10 protein-coding genes and 1 tRNA gene are annotated in these 22,618 nt (G+C 36.0%); 8 read left to right on the top strand and 3 right to left on the bottom strand.

The genetic code is table 11. The annotated features are described in order from the left end of the window. Nucleotides 1–1,545: 1,545 nt before the first annotated feature. Entirely contained in the window at nt 1,546–1,794 is a 249-nt protein-coding gene (locus tag HBA_RS03485; RefSeq protein ID WP_157774251.1) for a hypothetical protein, read from the bottom strand. A 1,054-nt stretch (nt 1,795–2,848) separates the two neighbouring features. On the opposite strand from HBA_RS03485, the gene sufA reads away from it, so the two are divergent. The 6 genes from sufA to sufE all read left to right on the top strand — a co-directional run bounded on the left by sufA (nt 2,849) and on the right by sufE (nt 8,476). After that, the gene (gene sufA, locus HBA_RS01975) at nt 2,849–3,223 is read left to right on the top strand and encodes a Fe-S cluster assembly scaffold SufA (RefSeq protein ID WP_097032362.1); all 375 of its coding nucleotides are present in this window, start codon (nt 2,849–2,851) and stop codon (nt 3,221–3,223) included. Nucleotides 3,224–3,236: 13 nt separating this feature from the next. Then, nucleotides 3,237–4,742, top strand: coding sequence for a Fe-S cluster assembly protein SufB (sufB, locus tag HBA_RS01970; RefSeq protein ID WP_097032617.1), 1,506 nt, complete (start codon nt 3,237–3,239; stop codon nt 4,740–4,742). A 65-nt stretch (nt 4,743–4,807) separates the two neighbouring features. Then, complete coding sequence (gene sufC, locus HBA_RS01965) at nt 4,808–5,554, top strand: Fe-S cluster assembly ATPase SufC (protein WP_097032361.1); 747 nt, start codon at nt 4,808–4,810, stop codon at nt 5,552–5,554. Continuing rightward, complete coding sequence (gene sufD, locus HBA_RS01960; protein ID WP_097032360.1) at nt 5,529–6,827, top strand: Fe-S cluster assembly protein SufD; 1,299 nt, start codon at nt 5,529–5,531, stop codon at nt 6,825–6,827. Before sufC ends, sufD begins: the two co-directional genes overlap by 26 nt. Beyond that, nucleotides 6,811–8,034, top strand: a complete 1,224-nt coding sequence (gene sufS / locus HBA_RS01955) for a cysteine desulfurase SufS (RefSeq protein WP_097032359.1) — start codon at nt 6,811–6,813, stop codon at nt 8,032–8,034. Before sufD ends, sufS begins: the two co-directional genes overlap by 17 nt. 25 nt (nt 8,035–8,059) lie before the next feature. Further along, the gene (sufE, locus tag HBA_RS01950) at nt 8,060–8,476 is read left to right on the top strand and encodes a cysteine desulfuration protein SufE (protein ID WP_097032358.1); all 417 of its coding nucleotides are present in this window, start codon (nt 8,060–8,062) and stop codon (nt 8,474–8,476) included. A gap of 1,865 nt (nt 8,477–10,341) precedes the next feature. Here the strand turns inward: sufE and pykF are convergent. Then, the gene (pykF, locus tag HBA_RS01945; RefSeq protein ID WP_097032357.1) at nt 10,342–11,754 is read right to left on the bottom strand and encodes a pyruvate kinase PykF; all 1,413 of its coding nucleotides are present in this window, start codon (nt 11,752–11,754) and stop codon (nt 10,342–10,344) included. Between the two features lie 522 nt (nt 11,755–12,276). Next, nucleotides 12,277–12,353, bottom strand: a tRNA-Val gene (locus HBA_RS01940). A gap of 2,750 nt (nt 12,354–15,103) precedes the next feature. On the opposite strand from HBA_RS01940, the gene HBA_RS01935 reads away from it, so the two are divergent. Both HBA_RS01935 and nadE read left to right on the top strand, forming a co-directional pair. After that, on the top strand, nt 15,104–15,739 hold the full coding sequence (locus HBA_RS01935) for a riboflavin synthase subunit alpha (RefSeq protein ID WP_097032356.1): 636 nt from the start codon (nt 15,104–15,106) through the stop codon (nt 15,737–15,739). Nucleotides 15,740–20,075: 4,336 nt separating this feature from the next. Further along, entirely contained in the window at nt 20,076–20,894 is an 819-nt protein-coding gene (gene nadE, locus HBA_RS01930) for an ammonia-dependent NAD(+) synthetase (protein WP_097032355.1), read from the top strand. Nucleotides 20,895–22,618 lie beyond the last annotated feature (1,724 nt).

Below are 22,618 nucleotides of genomic sequence, written 5' to 3'. Positions count from 1 at the left end.
ATGATCAACACATACGCCTCAAAATAGAGATTGCGAGTATATAAGAAAATTTCTAATCATATTTTATGGTTCATGCGATATTTGATCGTTGCCAGCAAAAAGTACACCTAAGATCGGAAAGGTTTGATGTCAACCTCTTTTGTGCGGTTATGATTTGAAATATAACTTAAAAAATTCGTGAGACTTTAATATAAGTGCATTTTACTGAAGATGAAAGCACCACGTCGGTATAATTATCACCAAAGAAAAGATAGATCTCTTTCATTTTGTTAGAGATGCACCAAAATTACGTCAAAACTTATTTTGTGATTCTGCAAGCGTTTAACGTCTTGTTTATTATAACCGCACATGTGTTTGTCGATAACAACTATTAATTTTAAAAGATTAATTTGACTCGGTCCGATATTATCTGGAATTATATGCGGAGAGTTTATAATGACTAAATATAGAGAAAAGTACATCGTTGATGATAGATCTGCCACAATTGACGGTCAAAGTGCGCCATTATTTTATGTCCTCGATGTATTTGATAGACTGATGTCAGTAATTATACTAAATCACTATTCTTAATAGTCGTCTAGTAAAGTTCAATAGTATCTATTCAATCACATTCCTATAAAAAGGTTAATTACTTGGCAATAAAAAGTTTCCGAAAATATATTTTTTCCGAAATATTTGCGTGCTAATACGGTGTTTGGTTAATTATATTAAAGCATGACAAACTATTATTAAATAGCTAGATCCTGGTCACGATACGCGACTCCCTGACCTTGATCAGGTATAGATGCAATGGGCAACTATAATATTTATTTTATAGTTGCAAATATAAAATCGTAATAACTTAAATTCCATATATTCTGCCATAAAATTATCACAAAGGGTATTAATTCACAAAAGAGGCAGGAGACACCTGATGCGTGAGAAAGACTGCGGCTACTAGCGGAGCTAGTACAACTTTTATAAAAGGTAAAACTGCAATGTCAGGCTGTTTTGCTTCAGGTTATTAGTACTATAACCAAAATTAATAGTATCGTAGATGAAAATATTCTGATATTCACTGCGGGAGTTTTTAGCGATTATCGTATAATTTGTATACTATTTTTTACTGAAAAGACTTACTCAGGTATTGCACAGATGAATGATATGATATCTAGGCATTCGCTAAACGCTAGTAGCCGTAACATAATGGGCATGCTAATGAATCAATATACTCACTAGCTGTGAGTGTGTATGATGCGGCGGTGATTCGGGTAGCGCTAGTAAAATCCAGACAATCTGTCAGCAGTTATTTTGCACCCAGGGTGTTTAGCGGATCGTGGGACTTAAATAAAACACTAATCACCGGCATGATGTTTACAATGAATGAGTGTGTGCAGTATGCCATTTGCTTCTTATTTTAGATATACGCGTCAAATTTAAGATACGCATATCTATAACGATATGGTGCGCATAACCTTTAACTGTGTTCTCTGCCCCCAGCGCAACAGGCCCATCTGTTGCTTTAAAAGAAAGCGGATAATGTTTTCTTATTCTGAGGTAACGATCTCAACACGTCTGTGCCGTCACAGAGCGCGTAGCTGCAGTGTCAATAATACTGCCAAAACCACTAGCTGCTAGGAAGCAAGATAGAGCCATAACATATTTTAATGTGGCATTACTTGACTGGTGTTTCCATAATGAAAGATAAAAAGTACAACGAGGTAACCTGTTGAAACGGCTAGTAACGTTGCTAAACCGCAGCCATACGTCGACGAAGAAGCAGGCCACAAAACCATCATATAAATCTTGGGGCAAAGAATAACACAGGGAAGTTAAGATTTACGTAGTAAGGAGTGATAAAGATGAAGATGATATCGTGTAGAATTACACTATTACAAGTGATTATCACAGGTAAATATGCAGCGGTTTTACCGCACTCTTCCTCTCCTAGCACACTATAGATAAATCTTAGAAGTACTTTATCTCACGCACTAACATCAGGTTTATGAGAATGATTTCTACTCTAGCCAGGCCAGAGGGTAAGGCAGCGTACCAACACGCTGCAACATTGAACGATAATGAAGATTTAAGCAAAAAGTTATTAAATAATAAACTTGGACAAACTAACTAGTGCTGTATCGATAATAGAATAGCAATTATGAAAATAATGGAAATTATACTCTTATTACATTTTAGTGTCATTAAGAAAGTAAATAATAGTATTCACAAATAATTATAATAAGATTCAATAAGAAGAGAACTTTGATATCTTGCATGATGTTTTTTATTGCATGCATTAGGTAAAAACAAAAATATGACCGCCATTTGCTGTTATAATCGTGAAAGTTCAATGTTGCATTTTCGTGACCTAACCACCATTAATGCTTTTGTGATTTGATCATTATAAATGTTAAGATAATTATAAGTGGTTTGACACATGATAAAACCATATAAATCACGTCAATGACGACTAAAAGCTAATGATAATCATTTGTTAAAAGAGAATGACGTTATCCTAGAGCTTATTCTTACCTCATTTAAGGTTATTTCCTCATTGGCTGCTTGCTTAGTAACATTACAAGTTGTTTCCTACTATAACTAGTTAATTTATATGAATATTTATTTAGTGATAGGGGAGAGGAAAGTTTTAATATAATATATTTATCACGCATACTTAAAACACAATATTAACGATTTAATAGTTATATAAAATTAAGGTGTTAACGGATAAAACGGCATTTACCAAGTACATTTTTATTTACCGAAAATACTTATTTCACAATACAGTCGAGATTTAAATATAATATAACTCTTTCACATCAATAGGTTTTACAAATACCCCAATTGGTAATGTCATGAGGTAAATCTGATGAAGGTAAACAATAAGGTTGAGACGTTCTTCCTTAAGAAGAATATTTGGCACGGACTGACAATAACCCATTCCGCCGCTCATCAAATAAAACAACTGGTAAAAAATAGTCCTGCCATGCTAGGACTGAGACTTAGCATAAAAGAGTCTGGCTGCGCTGGTTTTAGCTATGTGATTAAAGAGGCAAAGTGGGTTGAAAACAGCGACCTAATTTACGAACATGATGGTGCTAGATTGTATGTGCCGCTGAAAGCAATGCCTTTAATTGATGGCACAGAACTAGATTACGTTCAGCAAGGATTGAACCACATATTTCAATTTAATAACCCCAAAGCAAAACACTCCTGTGGGTGTGGCGAAAGTTTTGGCTTTTGAGCAATCGATTATTATGACACAAAAAAATACTGAAAACAATAAAGCGATTGACGTGACACAACTATGGGTAAAAAACAAGCGATATAAAGAAGGATTTTTTACCAAGTTAGCAACTAAAGAATTGGCACAAGGCATTAGCGAAGACGTAGTACGCGCCATTTCGGCAAAACGCCATGAACCTAATTGGATGCTAGAATTTCGTCTTAATGCCTATCGTACTTGGATAGAAATGGACGAACCGCACTGGCTAAAAGCTAATTATCAACCTCTTAATTATAACAATTACAGCTACTATTCTGCACCGGCAGAACGATCCCATGACAATACCTGCGGATCACAGTCCGGGGATAAACAGCAGTATGAGGAAAAAGAGCCGAAAAACTATTTGACCGACGAAGTAGAACAGACGTTTAACCAACTAGGAGTGCCTGTTCGCGAAGGCAACGATGTCGCGGTAGATGCGATTTTTGATTCAGTCTCAGTTTCTACCACTTATCGCTATAAACTAGCAGCTATAGGTATAATTTTTTGTTCATTTAGCGAAGCTATTCATGCGCACCCGGAACTGGTATGCAAATATCTGGGCAGCGTGGTGCCTACTAACGACAACTTCTTTGCTGCACTCAACTCGGCAGTAGCTTCAGATGGCACATTCGTTTATGTACCAAAAGGCGTACGCTGTCCAATGGAGCTGTCGACCTATTTCCGCATCAACGCTGCTAAAACTGGTCAATTTGAACGTACGATGATTATCGCTGATGACGGCAGTTATATTAGTTATGTAGAGGGATGCTCGGCACCGGTTCGCGACAGCTATCAGTTGCATGCAGCCGTAGTAGAAGTCATCGTACTAAAAGATGCGCAAGTGAAATATTCCACGGTGCAAAACTGGTTTGCCGGCAACGAAGACGAGAGCGGAATTCTTAATTTTGTTACCAAGCGCGCGTTATGCGAGGGCGAAAATGCCAAAATGTCCTGGACGCAGTCTGAAACTGGCTCAGCTATTACCTGGAAGTACCCGAGCGTAATTTTACGCGGCGACAATTCTGTTGGGGAATTCTTCTCGGTCGCATTAACTAATGGAAATCAACAGGCGGATACCGGTACCAAGATGATCCATATAGGCAAGAATACTCGCTCTACAATTATCTCTAAGGGAATTGCGGCAGGTCAAAGTGAAAACACTTATCGCGGGCTGGTAAAAATCATGCAAACCGCTACTAACGCGCGTAACTTTACCCAGTGCGACTCTATGCTTATCGGTAGCAAATGTGGCGCACACACTTTCCCTTATGTGGAAGTGCGCAATAATACCACCCAACTTGAACATGAAGCTACCACTTCGCGTATCAACGAAGATCAGCTATTCTACTGTCGTCAGCGTGGCATTAGAAATGTTGACGCTATTTCGATGATCATTAATGGATTTTGCAAAGAAGTTTTCTCCGAGTTACCGCTGGAATTTGCCGTAGAAGCACAAAAATTACTTGCTATCAGTCTTGAACATAGTGTGGGATAAAGCCACACGCTACCGAGATTACTGCTTATACGTAATTACAAGCTAGAGAAATCAAAAACTAAAACATGCTATCAATTAAACAGTTAAACGTCAGTGTGGAAGACAATATAATTCTTAAGGATCTTAATCTAGAGGTAAAACCAGGTGAGGTACATGCCATCATGGGACCAAATGGTTCCGGGAAAAGTACTCTATCCGCGACGTTAGCCGGCCGGAAAAACTATGAAGTTACTAAAGGAGAGGTACTGTTCAAAGGTCGAAATTTATTGGAGTTAGAACCGGAAGAACGCGCAGGAGAAGGTGTATTTATGGCATTTCAATACCCTGTAGAAATCCCGGGTGTTAGCAACCAATTTTTCCTGCAAACGGCCGTTAATGCAGTACGTAAATACCGCCAACAGTCGCTGTTATCCCGATTTGATTTCGCTGACTTCATTGAATCTAAGATTAAACTGTTGCAAATGCCAGCTGATCTGCTAACTAGGTCAGTCAACGTGGGATTTTCAGGTGGTGAGAAAAAACGTAATGATATTTTGCAAATGGCAGCGTTAGAGCCAGATTTGTGCATTCTAGACGAAACTGACTCCGGTCTAGATATTGATGCGTTAAAAATTGTCTCTAACGGCATCAATACCCTTCGCAATGACAAACGTTCTTTTATTATCATTACGCACTATCAGCGCATTCTTGACTATATTCAACCAGATTACGTGCATGTGCTGTATCAAGGATGCATTGTAAAATCTGGTGATTTTTTCCTAGTGAAGCAGCTTGAGGAGCAAGGATATGGATGGCTTACAAAACAACAGTAATGCCCGCGTAATAACACAGTGGCACCAATTGTTTGTCAACCAAGGAGCGGATTGTACAGCAGATGCCTATGCTCACTGGCAAAATGTTGAACGCTTGGGATTACCAACCCGACAACACAAGGATTGGAAATATACTCCACTTGACGGGCTTTTAATGCATAATTTTGTCTCAGCCACTGCTAGCACAGTATCTGCCTCTGATCTTGAGGCGCTCAGCTTAACTATGGACGCCTACCGTCTGGTGTTTATTAATGGCCGCCTTGCACCGACGCTAAGCGACAGCAATACCGGTGTATGGCAAGTCAAACTAGAGGAGGGCGCCGCTAGGCGCCCTCTGCCCGCTCCTATATTGCCGGATGTATTCTTACATTTAACCGAAAGTTTGAGCCAGGAAACTACTCGTATTCACCTGCCAACTAACAAGGTAGCGCAACAACCGTTATATTTGCTGCACATCAGTCAGGGCTGCAAAGAAAAAGACAAATTGAACATGCTACATTATCGTCACCATTTAGATATAGGGGCTAACGCTCAGGGCCAAGTGATTGAACATTTCATCAGCGTAAATAACAAAGGTCATTTCAGTGGCGCGTTTACATCAATAGCAGTGGGCAACAACTCGCATTTTGACCATGTCAAACTAGCTGTTGAAAATAGCGCCAGCTATCATTTCGGACATAACGATATAAGTGTGGGCCGCAATGCAATAGTTCGCAGCAATACATTTATTCTTAGCACGGGCTTGACTAGGCATCAAACTAACGTGCAGTTGAACGATGAAGGAGCAGAATTGGAAATAAACAGTTTATTGCTGCCATCAGGGCAGAGTATCAGCGATAATCGCACCTATCTAGAACACAACAAAGGCTATTGCTTAAGTCGCCAATTGCACAAAATAATTGCCCTAGACCGCAGCAAAGGGGTATTTAACGGTCTGATCAAAGTGGCCAAACATGCCCTTAAAACTGACGGTAAGATGATGAACCATAACCTGCTGCTTGACCTTTTAGCGGAAGTTGATACCAAACCACAGCTAGAAATTTACGCTGATGATGTAAAATGTAGCCACGGCGCGACCGTCGGTCCGATCGATCTGGAACAGATGTTTTATCTACGTTCGCGCGGTATAACACGCCAGGACGCCCAGCAGATGATGATTTATGCTTTCGCTGCAGAAATAACAAAAAAAAATTGCCATGATGCAGTATGCAACACGGTGTTGAAGTATATTGCCGATCTTTATAGGGGTTGGCGATATGACCTATCCTATTAAGAAGATTCGCTCTGATTTTCCTATGCTTGCACGACAAATAAATAACCAGCCACTGACTTATCTTGACAGCGCAGCGAGCGCACAAAAGCCTAACGCCGTTATAGATTGTGAAACCGACTATTATCGTCGGGGATATGCCGCGGTACATCGCGGCATTCATACTTTAAGTAGTGAAGCAACTAACCGTATGGAAAATGTGCGTGAACAAGTAAAGCGCTTTATTCACGCCGCGTCGGCAGACGAAATTGTTTTCGTTAAAGGCTCTACCGAAGGCATCAATCTAGTGGCTAATAGCTGGGGTCGGTACAACCTACGGCCAGGTGATAATATTATTATCACCGAAATGGAACATCACGCAAATATTGTACCATGGCAAATGCTAGCGAAGGAAAAGCAGCTGGCACTGCGCTATATTCCTTTGCTGCCCAACGGGGAGCTCGACATCGACCAACTGCACACACTAATTGATGAACGCACCCGTCTATTTGCCGTTACCCAAATATCCAATGTGCTCGGAACGTGCAATCCGCTGCCAGAACTTATCACACAAGTGCGCGAGTCGAGCAATGCGGTAGTGCTGGTCGACGGAGCACAGGGCGTTATGCATCAGAAAGTGGACATGCAGGAGCTAGACTACGATTTCTATGTGTTCTCTGGACACAAAATATACGGCCCATCGGGCATTGGTATTCTCTACGCTAAAAAAGAGTTGCTAGACCTTATGCCTCCCTGGGAAGGCGGAGGCTCTATGATTCGCACTGTCAGCCTGACGACTGGAACCAACTTTAACGATGCACCCTGGCGCTTTGAAGCTGGCTCGCCTAATACCGCTGGTATTATAGGACTAGGAGCTGCCATAGACTATGTTGAGCAGGTTGGACTTGATAGAATTCAGGCCTATGAGCATGAATTAATGCTCTATACGCTCGAAGCATTACAAAATGTACCAGACCTGATACTATACGGGCCAGATGATCGTATCGGCATGATAGCTTTTAATTTAGGGGCACATCATGCTTATGATGTTGGTAGTTTTCTCGACAAATACGGCATTGCTATCCGCACTGGTCACCATTGTGCCATGCCGCTAATGACTTATTTTCAGGTGACCAGCATGTGCCGTGCGTCTCTTGCTATGTACACTGATCGGTGCGATATAGGCCGACTAGTAACCGGTTTATTGCGAGTTCAGCGTTTGCTAAGATGATAAGCTTAATAGGAAAAATCACAAGATGGTGAATTTACCTAATCGAGAAAAATTGCTGCGCAATTTTTCTCGCTGCGTTAACTGGGAAGAGAAGTACCTGTATATAATCGAACTGGGCAGCTATTTAACACCATTGTTAGCGAATATGCGCATTCAAGATTATCTTATTGCCGGCTGCCAAAGCCAAGTATGGATTGCAATAAAAGCACATAAAAATGGCATTGTTCAACTGTATGGAGATAGCGATGTCGCCATCGTCAAAGGGCTTATCGCTATGGTATTTATTCTTTATCACAACTTGACGCTAGTGGAAATTGTTACGTACGACGTCCGGCCATTTTTCGTCTCATTAGCACTCGCACAACATTTGACGCCGTCCCGGTCTCAGGGAATAGAAGCCATGGTACTGGGTATTCGCGCTCAAGCAACCGCGCTATTGTAACCGCAATGAGATAACCTAAATTTTTTCATTCATTACCATAAGCTTGACGATTTTAAAAAAGTTCTCTAAAAATATAAAAAGTGTTTATTGTCATGATCTAATGATCATGATTGTGGTCTGATCAAGTCACATGACTTAGCGAATCATAACAACAACGTTTACAATAAAGTAAGAAGGTGGGTACCACGTGCTTTCTGTTTTTAATTAGCAATTATTTTCTGCCGAATAAGCAGATTAATATGAATTAAATAATTCATATGACATTGTAATAGCCAACTAATACCATAATTGTTTATACTTTAAGTAAAGACTCTAATAACTATCTATTCTTGGCACCTATTTTCAAGATCCTCAAGATCCGTTTCTTCGGAAGTGTCATCATGGTTTGCTTAATTGCAGTATAAGACTTGATACTAATATTATCACTACGCAGATCCCAGATATTCATTTAAAGCACTTTCATAGTTATACCATGAATACGGTAAAGGTCGACACATCTCTTATTTCGCTAGGTTAACGGGAGAATAAATACAAACCACCATTAGATAATATTATCAGCTACATGTATAGACGTCAATAACGTAACAGCACTAGGTCTAAATCAAGATGTATCACGGCACATTAATAATTGAGAAAATCTAGTGTTTTAATCTAATTATTGCTTCTGCGTTTCTATTTTTAAGTCAGCACCTGACAACTAGTTATAACCAGTTAGTTCATCACTAACCACCTAATCTCTTATCTTTAACCATGATAGTAGTACGTGTTATATAACATAAGTAATACTTTTATGTTGATGAAGATGCTGTAAGCAGCTATAGGCTTCCTTTTATTATAATTGTACTTAATCATAAATTAAGTACAATAATCAACTAGTAAGTAATATCTAAGACGGTAGCTAATGCGATAAGTATCAAGCACACAGAACACAATAAATACAATTGAGTATTGCGCTCTGAATTTGTCTTTTATCAAAAATATTAAGTGAGTCCAACACCAAAAGTGCCATGGTTTTTACAATTTTATTCTTTATTTTAATACGTTGTATATTCTTCTCTATAGCTCTATATTGGCTATATTAAGGGGGTTCACATCATTTTTAGCGAGGTTATACTGCCATTCAAAATATAGGTTTATCCCGTAACGCTAGATAGCTAAAAAGCTGATGTTTATAGCTGTAGCAATATCCCTTATCAAGGCAATTTTGTTCAAGGACCAGTTTATTTGCTTTAATCTAACTTATTCAGCAGTTAATTAAAGATCAAGATTTTTACTTACGACGGTAAAAGATAAACGGTAAGAGATCACTTGGTTATCTAACCTTTGGTAAGCAAAGACATCTTTATTTGCGACACAAACTATTTTTTTAAAATAAACATTTAAATAAAACTAATAAAGTCAATTAACTGCTCAAATAAACATCTTATTTTACAGAGTAGCTCAAATAGGCCATAATCCTTGTCGCTGTAAGATTTATACGATAAGAAATCATGAACAAAACGTACTATAACTGATTAACTGCATTAAATATTTTATTTTATAGACGTACTTCTGTTATTTTTTTGTTTAATTATTAACGATAATAATAAAAAATAAATCGTGCAATAAAATTAGAAGTAAACTTTTTTACCTCTTAGTTGTATCAAAGCGAGTATTGCACATGTATACAATTACTTAATAAGTAATTATATTTCTTTAAAATACTTGAACTAAACAACAAAATAGGCTCCCACATTAACAGTAATATGTAATTTGCACCAATACTGATCTGTACACCCTTGGGGTGATCATGTTATTAACGGCATATTAGCACGATTGCTACCACGAGAGTACAACTTATAAACATAATCACCAGTAGTCAGTGTTTAAAGAATATGTACCGAGACGGTATTAGTGGTGCCGCTTAGTACCAGCGCGCCGGAAACTATAACGATAATATCGCCTTTGGCCGCTAAGCCGGTCTTTAAGGCCATGGCCTTACTAATACGGTAAAAATCATCGGTGGATGCTATTTCTTTCACTAGTTGACAAAAAATCCCTTTGCTTAATAGCAACTGATGAGCTGTCCGCATATTAGTTGTCAAAGCAAGAACTTTTGCTTTAGGGAAATATTTACGTACCAACTTGGCCGATTTACCGCCTTCGGTGGCAACCACGATTAACGGCGATTCCAACTTTTCCGAGGTTTCAACAGCACCGCGGCAAGCAGCTTCGGTAATGCCTAACTTACAGTTTTCGTTAAAACTATCGATACGGCTCGGCAACATACGATCAGTGCGTTGGCAAATAGTAGCCATAATAGTAACGGCTTCCAGTGGATATTTTCCTTTAGCGCTCTCTCCTGACAACATCACCGCATCCGTACCATCTAAAATAGCATTAGCCACATCACCGGCTTCAGCACGGGTGGGACGAGGGTTTTTGATCATAGAATCAAGCATCTGGGTAGCGGTAATAACGACTTTGCATGCTCGATTACATTTCTCGATCATCATTTTTTGGGCAAAGATAACTTCTTCTACAGGAATTTCAACGCCCAGATCACCCCGGGCTACCATAATGCCGTCGGATGCCTCAAGAATTTCGTCGAAATTATTCAACCCTTCTTGATTTTCAATTTTTGAAATAATCTGAATATGCTTACCACCATGTTGCTTAAGATATTCACGAATTTCTAGTACGTCGGAACGCTTGCGAATAAACGAGGCAGCTATAAAATCAACACCTTGTTTACAGCCAAAAATAAGATCACTTTTATCTTGTTCTGAGAGAGCTGGAAGAGCTATAGACACTCCGGGTAGGTTAACGCCTTTATTTTCACCGAGATCACCATTATTTAGCACTTTGCATACTACTTCATTCTTAGTAATGCTGGTAACAACCATACCTAACAGTCCGTCATCGACCAGCACGGTGTTGCCCACAGCTAGATCCTGGGTGAAACCGGGATAGGTAATAGCAACGCGCTCGATGTTACCAATAACTCTCTGTTCCGTGGTAAAGACAAAATTTTGACCAGCGCGCAACGAAACGTCAGCACCGTTTTCTAATTTCATAGTGCGGATTTCTGGGCCTTTAGTATCAAGCAAAATAGCGGTTTGTTTACCCGTTATTTTAAGAACTGCCCGCAAATTTTTTATTCTCTGCTCATGCTCTTCATGGTTGCCATGAGAGAAATTTAGACGCATGACGTTCATTCCGGCGTCAAGCAGGCGAGTTAATATTTCTTTAGATTCAGTTTTGGGACCAATGGTACAAACAATTTTAGTCTTTTTCATAACGTTAATTTCTATAAATTATAATAAATGATCAATATGGCACATGCCGACCCTTGTCCATGGTAAAAAACCGCACGCTACTACTGTGGTTTGTATTTAAGTATAAATGTTTACAATCAGAACGTAAGAAAAAAATATGAACGATGCAACGAGGGAGGGTGAGTCAGCACTAAGTGATGATGCTGAATTTAAACCTTAAAGATAAATCAATTATGCCTACCCTTTAATACCTTGAATTTAAATAAATTTTAAAGTTATTGATCGGCTAAAAATAAAGTAAAAAAATGATTAATACATTAATATAAAAGTACTCTTATATCATTTTTATAATAGATCGATACAACAGCCAAAGGCCGTTGTATCGCCGTTCATTCACTTTATTATTTAAACTAACATTATTAAAACCTAGCGTAATCGTATTTCGGTAAATACGATTCCTACGCATAACATGCGACACTAAAATAGTTTTGCAGAAAATTCTGGTAATATAAAGATTTTATTGGGACAGGATACAAAAATATTTGGTGCGTCCGAGTGGACTCGAACCACCGATCCCCACCATGTCAAAGTGGTGCTCTAACCAACTGAGCTACGGACGCACGTGCATAACGTTAAGTTATGAACTCGAACAATTAATCTATTAATATATAAAAATAGTGCTCCAATTAAACAAATTCAGAACATATTTACTAACATCTGTCTGCGTGAATATTTAGTTAGATGATAAACACATATTAACAAATATCTATTACATGTTGCAAAATAAAACGCTTTTCTCCACAAAAAGCTAATTGATTTTAGGTGATTAAACTAATCAGCCGTCTTTTTTAACGTTTTGACGTGTTAGTGACCCTTAGTACAAAGCTCAATGCAAAATATGCGAGAGAAGCTGAGGTTGTAACTATTGCACGTGATAATATCAAAATAGCAAAAAGGTGAGACTAAATAACCTAACTTATAACATGCTGTAATCATGACGAGATAGTAAATTCGTCAATCCCGCAACATAGCCGCAGTATAAGATGTGAAGTAACCAAGTAGAAAAGTATAATAAAAAATCAAACAGATATTTTATAGCCATACAATACACTGCGTTAACAACATGAATAAATTTAGGAAATTAATTAATAAACACTAAAACTTATTGTACTAAGTGATGAAAATTTAGACACTACCTCCAACATTTTATTATGTAATGAAACAATTTATTTAAGCAACAAGCTAGTAAAAAAACTATGCAGCAGGAAAATACGAAACCTATTATCAATTTGAACCTGGAAATAATATACATCTTCCACCTAAAAGGTGGGAGCCAGACAATGTAAATATTCTACTCTACATTAATAGGCTGTGTGGTAGTAGGATACACATTAGTAAACTAAAATTTAGAGCAAAGTTATTGGAACTTACCGCAACGATGCCTAGTGGTGTTAATGAATAGAGTCGCTCGTATAACATAAATTATTTTTAATAACAGCGCGACAAGACCACACAAACCAACACCTTACCTTAACAACCCAATTGCCTAGTTTTTTAACGAGCCCCCAGACCAATTTTTAAATCTCAGCAAAGGTAGCAGGTAAAATACGTAACTGTGTACCTATCACAGGCACTTACTAGCTGCGAAGTAAGTGCTATATAAATAAAATAAGCGACTACAACGATAAGATAGCTACTATGTTAGTATAATGCTCAACTCATACAACCATAGGGGCTTCCTTACCTATTTAAGGAACCTGTTTTTAATTTGTTTAAATGTTAAATTTCTATTCCTATAATTAGTGTCTGATCGAGTTTAGTACGCCGCTTACTCACGAAGAGTTATGATATAATAAGTAGGATATTACATAATATTTTAATAAATATTGGTAGCTTACCTCAAAATTTTTTATTTCAAGCTCCTAAACGCCTCTTCATTAGTTTATTGATCATAAAATAAATTTTTAAATTCCCAGTTCTGATTTACGTGGCTTATAATGTCATAGCATTGGCTGGTATTTACGGGGTGTAAACGAAGAAGTATATTTTCGTTGTGACATAGCAAGCAAAAACCATAGGAATACCAAAACCAAATCCAGAAATACTATAAACATCTTAACGTTTAGCAACAATAGTTAAAAAAATCAACCAACATTACCTATCTTCGTCAGTTTTCTGGCGAACAAATACAGCAACACCGACAGGTAAGGCTAGCATTTCTTCTTCTGAAATATCAATTATGATGCAACATCAAACCTAGTTGATCTATGTTGTTGCTAAATTTACCGTCAAGAAGATAAGGTACTTCAACTTATTCGTTACTTCCACTTTATATTTATGTGTATCACCTAGTTATCGCGAACTTTTTCATTTATTAATTTGCTAGCAAATGACCTATTCATGACCCATGACGATCAGAAATAGTATTTTTGGCACTGCTAATCTATGAATAATATTCAAGCTTGTTTACCAAACCGTACTTAATAACGCTCTTACGCATAAAGTTCAGTAGCTCTCGCTAATAATATTAAAATAGTTGCTACTGCAATACACATTAAAAATCTAGCATAACAATGCGGTTAAGGACTTATACTTTAATCTTTGCCGGTTGCTGAGAGCCGTTGATTATAACAGAGAGCAAGAGTACCTTAGCTTTTTGGCGATGGTATGTGCTCTTTATGAGGACGTTGCATCCTCATTGACTTCTAATAAAGAGGGGTGTATGAACTCCTTAATAAGCCCACCCCCTGTTATTAGATATTGGTATTCCTTATTTAATACCTAATAAATAAACGACTAACATTTATGATTAAATTGTTTCCTTATCGGTATAACTGTAGTTAATAACTATTTAGTTATTGTAAGTACTACAAGTCAATGCGTTGCATTTTAGGTCATTGATAAAAATTTAAGATATCATAACTTAACTTGGGTGATCGATTTTAGTATATTACTACACAGTAAATACCATAACTAATTAACGTCATGCCTAACCTAATAAGGTCAATATTGATGAAGTAAACTGCGCGCTACATAAAGTAATATTTACTTGCGTATCATCTTTTGTAACAATTCAGCAAATAAGCCTGAATGAATAAAACTAAAGCTGCTTCCTTAGTATTATTGTGCACGCAATTACCTTTAATTTGCGTAACAAATTTATACTTATTGCGTAATTCGTAAATTTACGTAATAAGTATAACTAAATTATTTATCGATATATTTTAAATGCTTATCGACTATATAAAGGAAAACTGATATAATATCAAATCTAGTTTTTATTGCATCATATCAAAATTTGATTTTTATATTGTGCAGTAAATTCAACATTATATATTGATATATAGGTATTAGCAAATAAGGAAACCGCATGTTTACGGGAATTGTACAAGCCACTGCACCTATTACTGCGATTGAAGAAAAAGACCATTTTCGTACTCATCATGTCTGCTTACCAGATTATCTAATGTTAGATTTAACCATCAGCGCTTCGATGGCTCACAACGGCTGTTGTCTGACAGTTACCGGGATAAATGACAACGTAGTTAGTTTCGATCTAATGAAAGAAACACTAAGATTAACTAATTTGGGAGAACTTAAGGTCGGCGATGAGGTCAACCTGGAGCGTGCTGCGAGCATGAAGACAGAAATTGGCGGTCATTTAATGTCTGGACATATTATTTGTACCGCTACACTAATCAAAATCGTTAAATCAGAGAACAACCGGCAGATTTGGTTTTTTATTCCAGAAAAGACACTAATGAAATATATTTTGTATAAAGGTTACATTGGTGTTGACGGTATTAGTCTAACTGTAGGAGAGGTAGCAGACAACTGTTTTTGTGTATATTTAATACCTGAAACATTGTTGCGTACCACACTTGGTAAAAAACGCCTTAGAGATAGCGTTAATATCGAAATCGACGCACAAACGCAGGCCATTGTTAACACCGTAGAACGTGTATTAACGAGTGGTGTCTGCAGCTTAACACAGCTAAGCTGCTAAAACATTACCGGAAAGTATGCATGTACTCAGCCTACACTGGCATAATATACCCCATCTAGGAATTAAACAACTTATCAGACAGGAGGGAAACATGCGTTATAAACATTCATTTATCATATCTTCCCACAGTTTTATTCAAACACACAGTCAAGTACGCTTGCTATCTCATTAACTTGCGATCATGATCCGCATCCATTATGTGAATTTTTCATATCTAGTAGTTATTCGAAATAATATCTTTGTTAATTAAACGAATACTTAATATATCAGTTTTATTTGTACGGTATCGTGTGCAGCAAAAACAAAACATCATATTACATGCTATATACTACCTATCAAATAAGTAAAGTAATTTTCGCCACACGTGCTAGAATATTCTTATCTAAACAACCGGTTGAAGATTATACATTTAAATAGCTATAACCTTACGGCAGTATCGTGATACTCCCTATTGTCATCAGAGTTTTTGCACAAGCTTTGTTTTACAGTCGACATAGTGAAAACGTAAAATGTGATGTCATAACCAAGCCTTATTTGAAATTTAATAACGACATAAAGGGCTACAATTTAATTTCTGGCACATTATTTATAGTTTATTTAAGTCTTTTCTGTTTATCTTTATAATGCTAATAATTGCAAAGGATTAATTATCACCAAAGCATGATAATTGCCTAAACTGTATTTTTTATTGATGATTAGGTTATTTTGTGCTATTAGCAATTAGTTAAACTTTACACCATATATTCTTTATATATGAAAAAGACTTACTTTTAAGTGCGCAACTTAAAATACGTTAAAACATATTTAATTATTAATATTTCTACTAACCATTTATATACTATTTACCTCAGTAAAGCTAAATGCTTTTAAGCACGCTCTTCAAAAGAATTTGGTTATTTATGTTAATATCTAGTAAACATAATTAATTTAGTGTAATATCGTCTTAGTAGATAGGTAGCAACCTATGCGATACTAAGTGTTATCTTAAAAGATCAGGAATTCAAATTCCAGCAGAATATATAACTTTTTATAAAGTTTAAATAAAATAATTTTTAATAAAACTACAATATTCTTTCAATATTTATATACATTCAAGCTAGTTATATGAACTCTCATACGATAAATTAATAGAGGAAATAGATATTGAAAATAAATATTAGACTAGATACTTTCACAATATATGAATTTATAAATACTTTCTCAAAGTTAAGTAAATACACAACTCGTTAACTTATTAATATTATTTATAATAATGCTGAAACTAGCTTTAATCTAAAACTAAAATAATATTAATGGTTATGAATAATCTAAAATTAATATATAGACGTTAACCATACTTTATTATAATGTGTTAAACGCTTGTTCTCCATCTTTAAGATGGATGTTGTTTATTCATAATAATCACAAGTCATACCACCTTAATTTGCTTCAGCTTTTTGAACAAAATAGTAAAAGATCAAACATTATTGATAAATATTTTATCAAGAGACAGTTATTTACGAGTAGGTTACAGAAAATTTTTCTGCAATAAAGAACAATTTTTTGTATGAATCGTTCTTAATTAACTCGGAGTAATATGAAAATATTAGTAAAATATCTAAAATTATTATAGATCTTTCCTTATTATTTTTCTTGCTACAGAATAATTTACTAAACTTTGTTATAAACATTAAAAGTTATATTAGCAGCTGCGATACTCTATTACAGCAACATCACTAACAGCATAACCTTGATTTTTGATTGCATGTTTTGAGTAATGAAGCTAATATATAAGACGTTTATGTATATAATGCCATTGCATATCAAGTAATATTTAACTATTGTTTTGTAAAAAACAAAGCAGACTGCCTGCAGGTGACAAGCCTGAAGAACAAATAATTAAGCAAACTTGACTGAAACAATTAATTAGTTGACTCTCATTCTTTTTTTATTCTTAGCTAAAAATCCTCATTGTAATGCAATTCTTACGTGCATAATGAGTAACTTTGATAAAGTGTCTATAGTAAACATATACTATGTATAATCTTGTCACAGAAATAAATGTAGTACATATTAGTGTACGTAATATACAGATATAATTACCGTATACTTTTCACATCACTAAAGTATAAAACTACGGTAAAGACTAAAACTGGTTACTTAAGTTAAGTTATGATATAATTCCAAATTATTTATCAATAATTCAAAATGCAACGCATTGACTTTAGGACTTACAATAACTCAATGGTTATTAACTACAGTTATACCGATAAGGAAACAATTTAATCATAAATGTTAGTCGTTTATTTATTAGGTATTTAATAAGGAATACCAATATCTAATAACAGGGGGTGGGCTTATTAAGGAGTTCATACACCCCTCTTTATTAGAATTCAATGAGGATGCAACGTCCTCATAAAGAGCACATACCATCGCCAAAAAGCTAAGGTACTCTTGTTCTCTGTCATAATCAACGGCTATCAGCAACCGGCAAAGATTAAAGTATAAGTCCTTAACCGCATTGTTATGCTAGATTTTTAATGTGTATTGCAGTAGCAACTATTTTAATATTATTAGCGAGAGCTACTGAGCTTTATGCGTAAGAGCGTTATTAAGTCCGGTTTGGTAAAAAAGCTTGAATATTATTCATAGATTAGCAGTGTTAAAAATACTATTTCTGATCGTCATGGGTCATGAATAGGTCATTTGCTAGCAAATTAATAAATGAAAAAGTTCGCGACAACTAGGTGATAACACATAAATATAAAAGTGGAAGTAACTAATAAGTTGAAGTATTGTATCTTCTTGACGGTAAATTTACCAAAACATAGACTAACTAGGTTTAGTGTTGCATCATAACTGATATTTCAGAAGGAAAAGTGCTAGTTTTACCTATCGGTGGTACCGTGTTTGTTCGCAAAAAAAATAACTAAGCTGGGCTCAGAGACGGAAAAAGTTAATTGTCATGATAAAATAATTCGATGAAGCAGCTTGCAGGAATCTAAAAAGGTAGCTACCAAAGCTTAACAAAACAGTAACTGTTATTAATTAATATACGACAAATACCAGGCTTTGTTACAGCTACATCAAGCTTTAACTGATAACAATGTAAGTTTTACGCTTCACTAAACTGAAAGATTGTTTTATACATAATCATATAAAATAGCCAATGTTACTTGGCTACCACAGTAGAGTTATGACCATCATCTATGCCAGCAACGTCAACCCCCCCCCAAACCGTAAAATTAAATTATTAGTCAATCGTGATGTGCAAGTCGTTCTTAATGCCCGTCGCTAACAACATGTTAATTAAGGTTAATGACGCAGTCATTTAAATGAACAGTAAAGCAGTTTACAAGGCAACCTATTTATGCCGGTGTGGTAATTTAAATGCTTTAGTCATACCTATAGCTACCAAGTAGCGCAAGCTGATTCAGTATTGAGTAAAAAAATGTAAGGATAGGATCTGCACTTATATTAGATGCTCAGCACGTCAAAAGTTGGGATTAAATAAAAGATAGCCACTTGCGCTAAACGTTTTATGGAATGCTTGTTATACTTTCTATGTTTTAAAACAACGATCCGAATATCGGATTTTATCTAATCCGTAGAATTAAAAGTTTGGTCCTAAATTTGTATCTATTTCGTGACAAAAAATGTAGTGCTTACTTAACTCGAAGTACTACGTAATAAATTACGGCAGTATATACGCATGGTTAATAACGTTTCCGGAAAGAAATTACCAACCACTAACAGAAACCTATGAAATATATCAGCGTTAAAGGAGATAATATTAATATGTCAAATAGTTACGCATACAATCAGCATACATCTAGTATGCCATAGATATAATAAACATAACACACAGCATTGCCTATGTGTTAAACAAAACAGATGATCTTGATGTCGGCAAAGGATTGTAATATAATCAACGGCACGAGATTGCCGGCAGGGTATGGAGGAGTAAATATTATGATCAAGTCTAAAATCCAACTCCCACCGATGCTACATAACCAGTAGGTATAATATTTCGCATAAAATTTAGAAAGTTAAAATGCTGCTACTAAGTACTACAATTGTAGTAAAAACTACATAGTGTTCATCTGTGTACGCGAAAGATGCGATAGCGAAAATGCTGCTATTTTATACTCGGAAGCTATAACATTTAGTTTTAATAGTAATACGTTATACTTTTATTAAACATTTACCTCTGATAAAATCAATTTGCCTGCACTACATATTAATAAGGATTGTTCTTCTAAAATTAGATTTTTTACTTCTTACTTACTATCAACCATTACTATCCTCATAGTTAGGTAGTGATGGTTGTATCTTTACATTTCATGAGAGAAGGTTAATGACTCTACAGCAAGAGATCATAGCAGCGCTGGGAGTAAAATCCACAATTGACCCAGCAACTGAATTTCGGTTCAGCGTAGATTTTATCAAAACCTACTTAAAAAAACATTCATTCTTGCGCACCCTAGTGCTCGGCATAAGCGGCGGCCAGGATTCTACGCTAACGGGCAAGATTTGCCAGCAGACTATTAGTGATATTCGTCAGGAAACCGGAATGCTTGATTATCGATTTATCGCTGTCCGATTACCCTACGGTCAGCAAAGAGATGAAGCCGACTGCTGGGATGCGATTGCATTTATACAACCTGATCAGGCGATTACTATCAATATCAAAAGCACTATTCAGGCCAGCGAAAAGACCTTGCGCGAGGCGGGTATCGTGTTAAGCGACTACATCAAAGGCAATGATAAAGCTAGAGAACGAATGAAAGTGCAGTACAGTATCGCTAACATGAACGCGGGATTAGTGGTAGGCACTTATCACGCGGCAGAAGCAGTAACCGGTTTCTTTACCAAATATGGAGACGGCGGTACTGATATAAATCCCCTCTTCCGACTAAATAAACGACAAGGAAAAGCAATATTACAATACCTAGGATGCCCGGAGCATCTTTATTTGAAAGTACCGACCGCTGATCTGGAAGAAAACCATCCTGCTTTGCCTGACGAAACCGCGCTCGGAGTTACCTACGAAATGATAGATAATTACTTAGAAGGACAAACTATTGATCTTAACATCGCACGTATGATTGAAACCCGGTATAAACTGACTAAGCACAAGCGTTATCCGCCAGTGACAGTTTTTGACGACTATTGAGAATTAATAATACCCATCACCGACAAATAAATCAGCCACAAGCCGTTACGGCCACATTAAATTTTAAACAAGCAACGGAAGACCACTCATAAATTTTAGCCGCCGTTCTAGCGGCATGAGACGCGGTCATTACAGTTGCTTTTAAAATTACAATGTTAATTAAAAGTTATGGAAGACAACTAATTAGCATACCGTCGTCCAGAAGTGACGGTGTTAATAATCCTCACGCCATTTAAGACAAACATTATATCTATAGTAACGAAATCAGTCTTGATTTATAGTATATCGCAAAAGTTTAGACCATAACATAATAGAGCATTTAGTGTAATCTACAATGGTATATCCGATCTAGTAGCAATACTATAAGCAAATTAATATAGCGTAAACTAGATTAAATTTAACGGAAATGTACGTCATAAACAATAATTAAACAAACGCCATTATTAACCGCAGTGCTAAAACGTTTGACTAAACGTAAACGTTTTACATCTAAAACTGTTATTTAACAGGTCTAGGCAAAAGTATAGACAAACCGGACACCAACTTTAAATTAGCAGCAGAGGCTGAAGTATATCTTCAGTAGTACAAGAAAACACCTAAACCATAAAATATTGACTAATCGCAGACACGGAGATAGTTTGTAACTGCTGCGATACACAAAAACATGAGCAAGTTGTTATAGGTGCTTTAATACATGAAAGAACATTTAACTAATCGACTTTTGTCATCAGATACTATGTTTATAGTAGCAATAAACCCGATAAGACCGGCGATTAAATAAAGTAAATTACAACTACTGTTAGGTATGAAGTCAACACACTACTGATGTTAAGTTACGAAACATGACGCTGTAGCACCATAATATTGATACCGCCAACCGTAAGCCATGATATCGTAGATGATTTAGTGATATAACGTAAATATATAGTGTACACTCTGCGCTAAAAACTAGCTAGTCTAGTTAATGATAGTAATATAGCTCGTAGAAAATTTGCAACAGTGAACCTTAAACCCTGGTTAAGGTAATAATATTAAGAAAATTAGTTAGTTCTTTATTTAACTATATCATTCTAAAGCGATTTTAATTTATTACTAAATTCCCGTCTCCACATCGATTTAAAATGTTATTTATTTTGTTATGTATTACAGATGAGCAAGCATTATTTCATGTCACGCCTATGACATATTTAGTTATTAACCTTTATGCTTTGTTGATATCAAAATTATTGACATCAATGAAATATCATTAATTCGTTTATGTTTATTGACTGACAACTTTTTCATATCTGTCATCAGATTGCTCACATCATACAGCTTCTATGCATGATTACAATGTTATTACATTTATAATTTTACACTGCTTTATGATCGGTTTATTTTAGAATAATAATATAGTTTGCACTTTCAAAAGGGGCCGACGCCGCGGTAGTATTGATGGCAGAAACAATCTTGCCTATTGCTAACATCAACTTTACAACCCAAAAGCAATTAAAATATTAAGTCACGCATAATATTTATTAGCACTTTTGCTACTATGTATCTATACGTATTTAAAATCGTAGAATTATATACAATAATCACTTGGCATAAGTTAACTTCAAGTAGTGCTAGTTTGAACAATATGTTCAAATTTGAAAATTAATACCTATACAACCAATAAACAAAAAAGAGAATAAGAAATATAAGATAGTAAAATTTATCCAGTGCTTCACACGGTGGTGTAA

It is taken from the genome of Sodalis endosymbiont of Henestaris halophilus (assembly GCF_900161835.1).
Lineage (GTDB): Bacteria > Pseudomonadota > Gammaproteobacteria > Enterobacterales > Enterobacteriaceae.
The sequence above is the reverse complement of the archived record's forward strand: the minus strand, read 5'-3'. Positions and strand labels throughout refer to the sequence as shown.

Bases quoted from the DNA above. Each gene is read 5' to 3' on its own strand.
- HBA_RS01935 (WP_097032356.1), top strand. From the start codon at position 15,104: ATGTTTACGGGAATTGTACAAGCCACTGCACCTATTACTGCGATTGAA.
- nadE (WP_097032355.1), top strand. From the start codon at position 20,076: ATGACTCTACAGCAAGAGATCATAGCAGCGCTGGGAGTAAAATCCACA.
- sufA (WP_097032362.1), top strand. From the start codon at position 2,849: ATGAAGGTAAACAATAAGGTTGAGACGTTCTTCCTTAAGAAGAATATT.
- sufC (WP_097032361.1), top strand. From the start codon at position 4,808: ATGCTATCAATTAAACAGTTAAACGTCAGTGTGGAAGACAATATAATT.
- pykF (WP_097032357.1), bottom strand. From the start codon at position 11,754: ATGAAAAAGACTAAAATTGTTTGTACCATTGGTCCCAAAACTGAATCT.
- sufB (WP_097032617.1), top strand. From the start codon at position 3,237: ATGACACAAAAAAATACTGAAAACAATAAAGCGATTGACGTGACACAA.
- sufS (WP_097032359.1), top strand. From the start codon at position 6,811: ATGACCTATCCTATTAAGAAGATTCGCTCTGATTTTCCTATGCTTGCA.
- sufD (WP_097032360.1), top strand. From the start codon at position 5,529: ATGGATGGCTTACAAAACAACAGTAATGCCCGCGTAATAACACAGTGG.
- sufE (WP_097032358.1), top strand. From the start codon at position 8,060: ATGGTGAATTTACCTAATCGAGAAAAATTGCTGCGCAATTTTTCTCGC.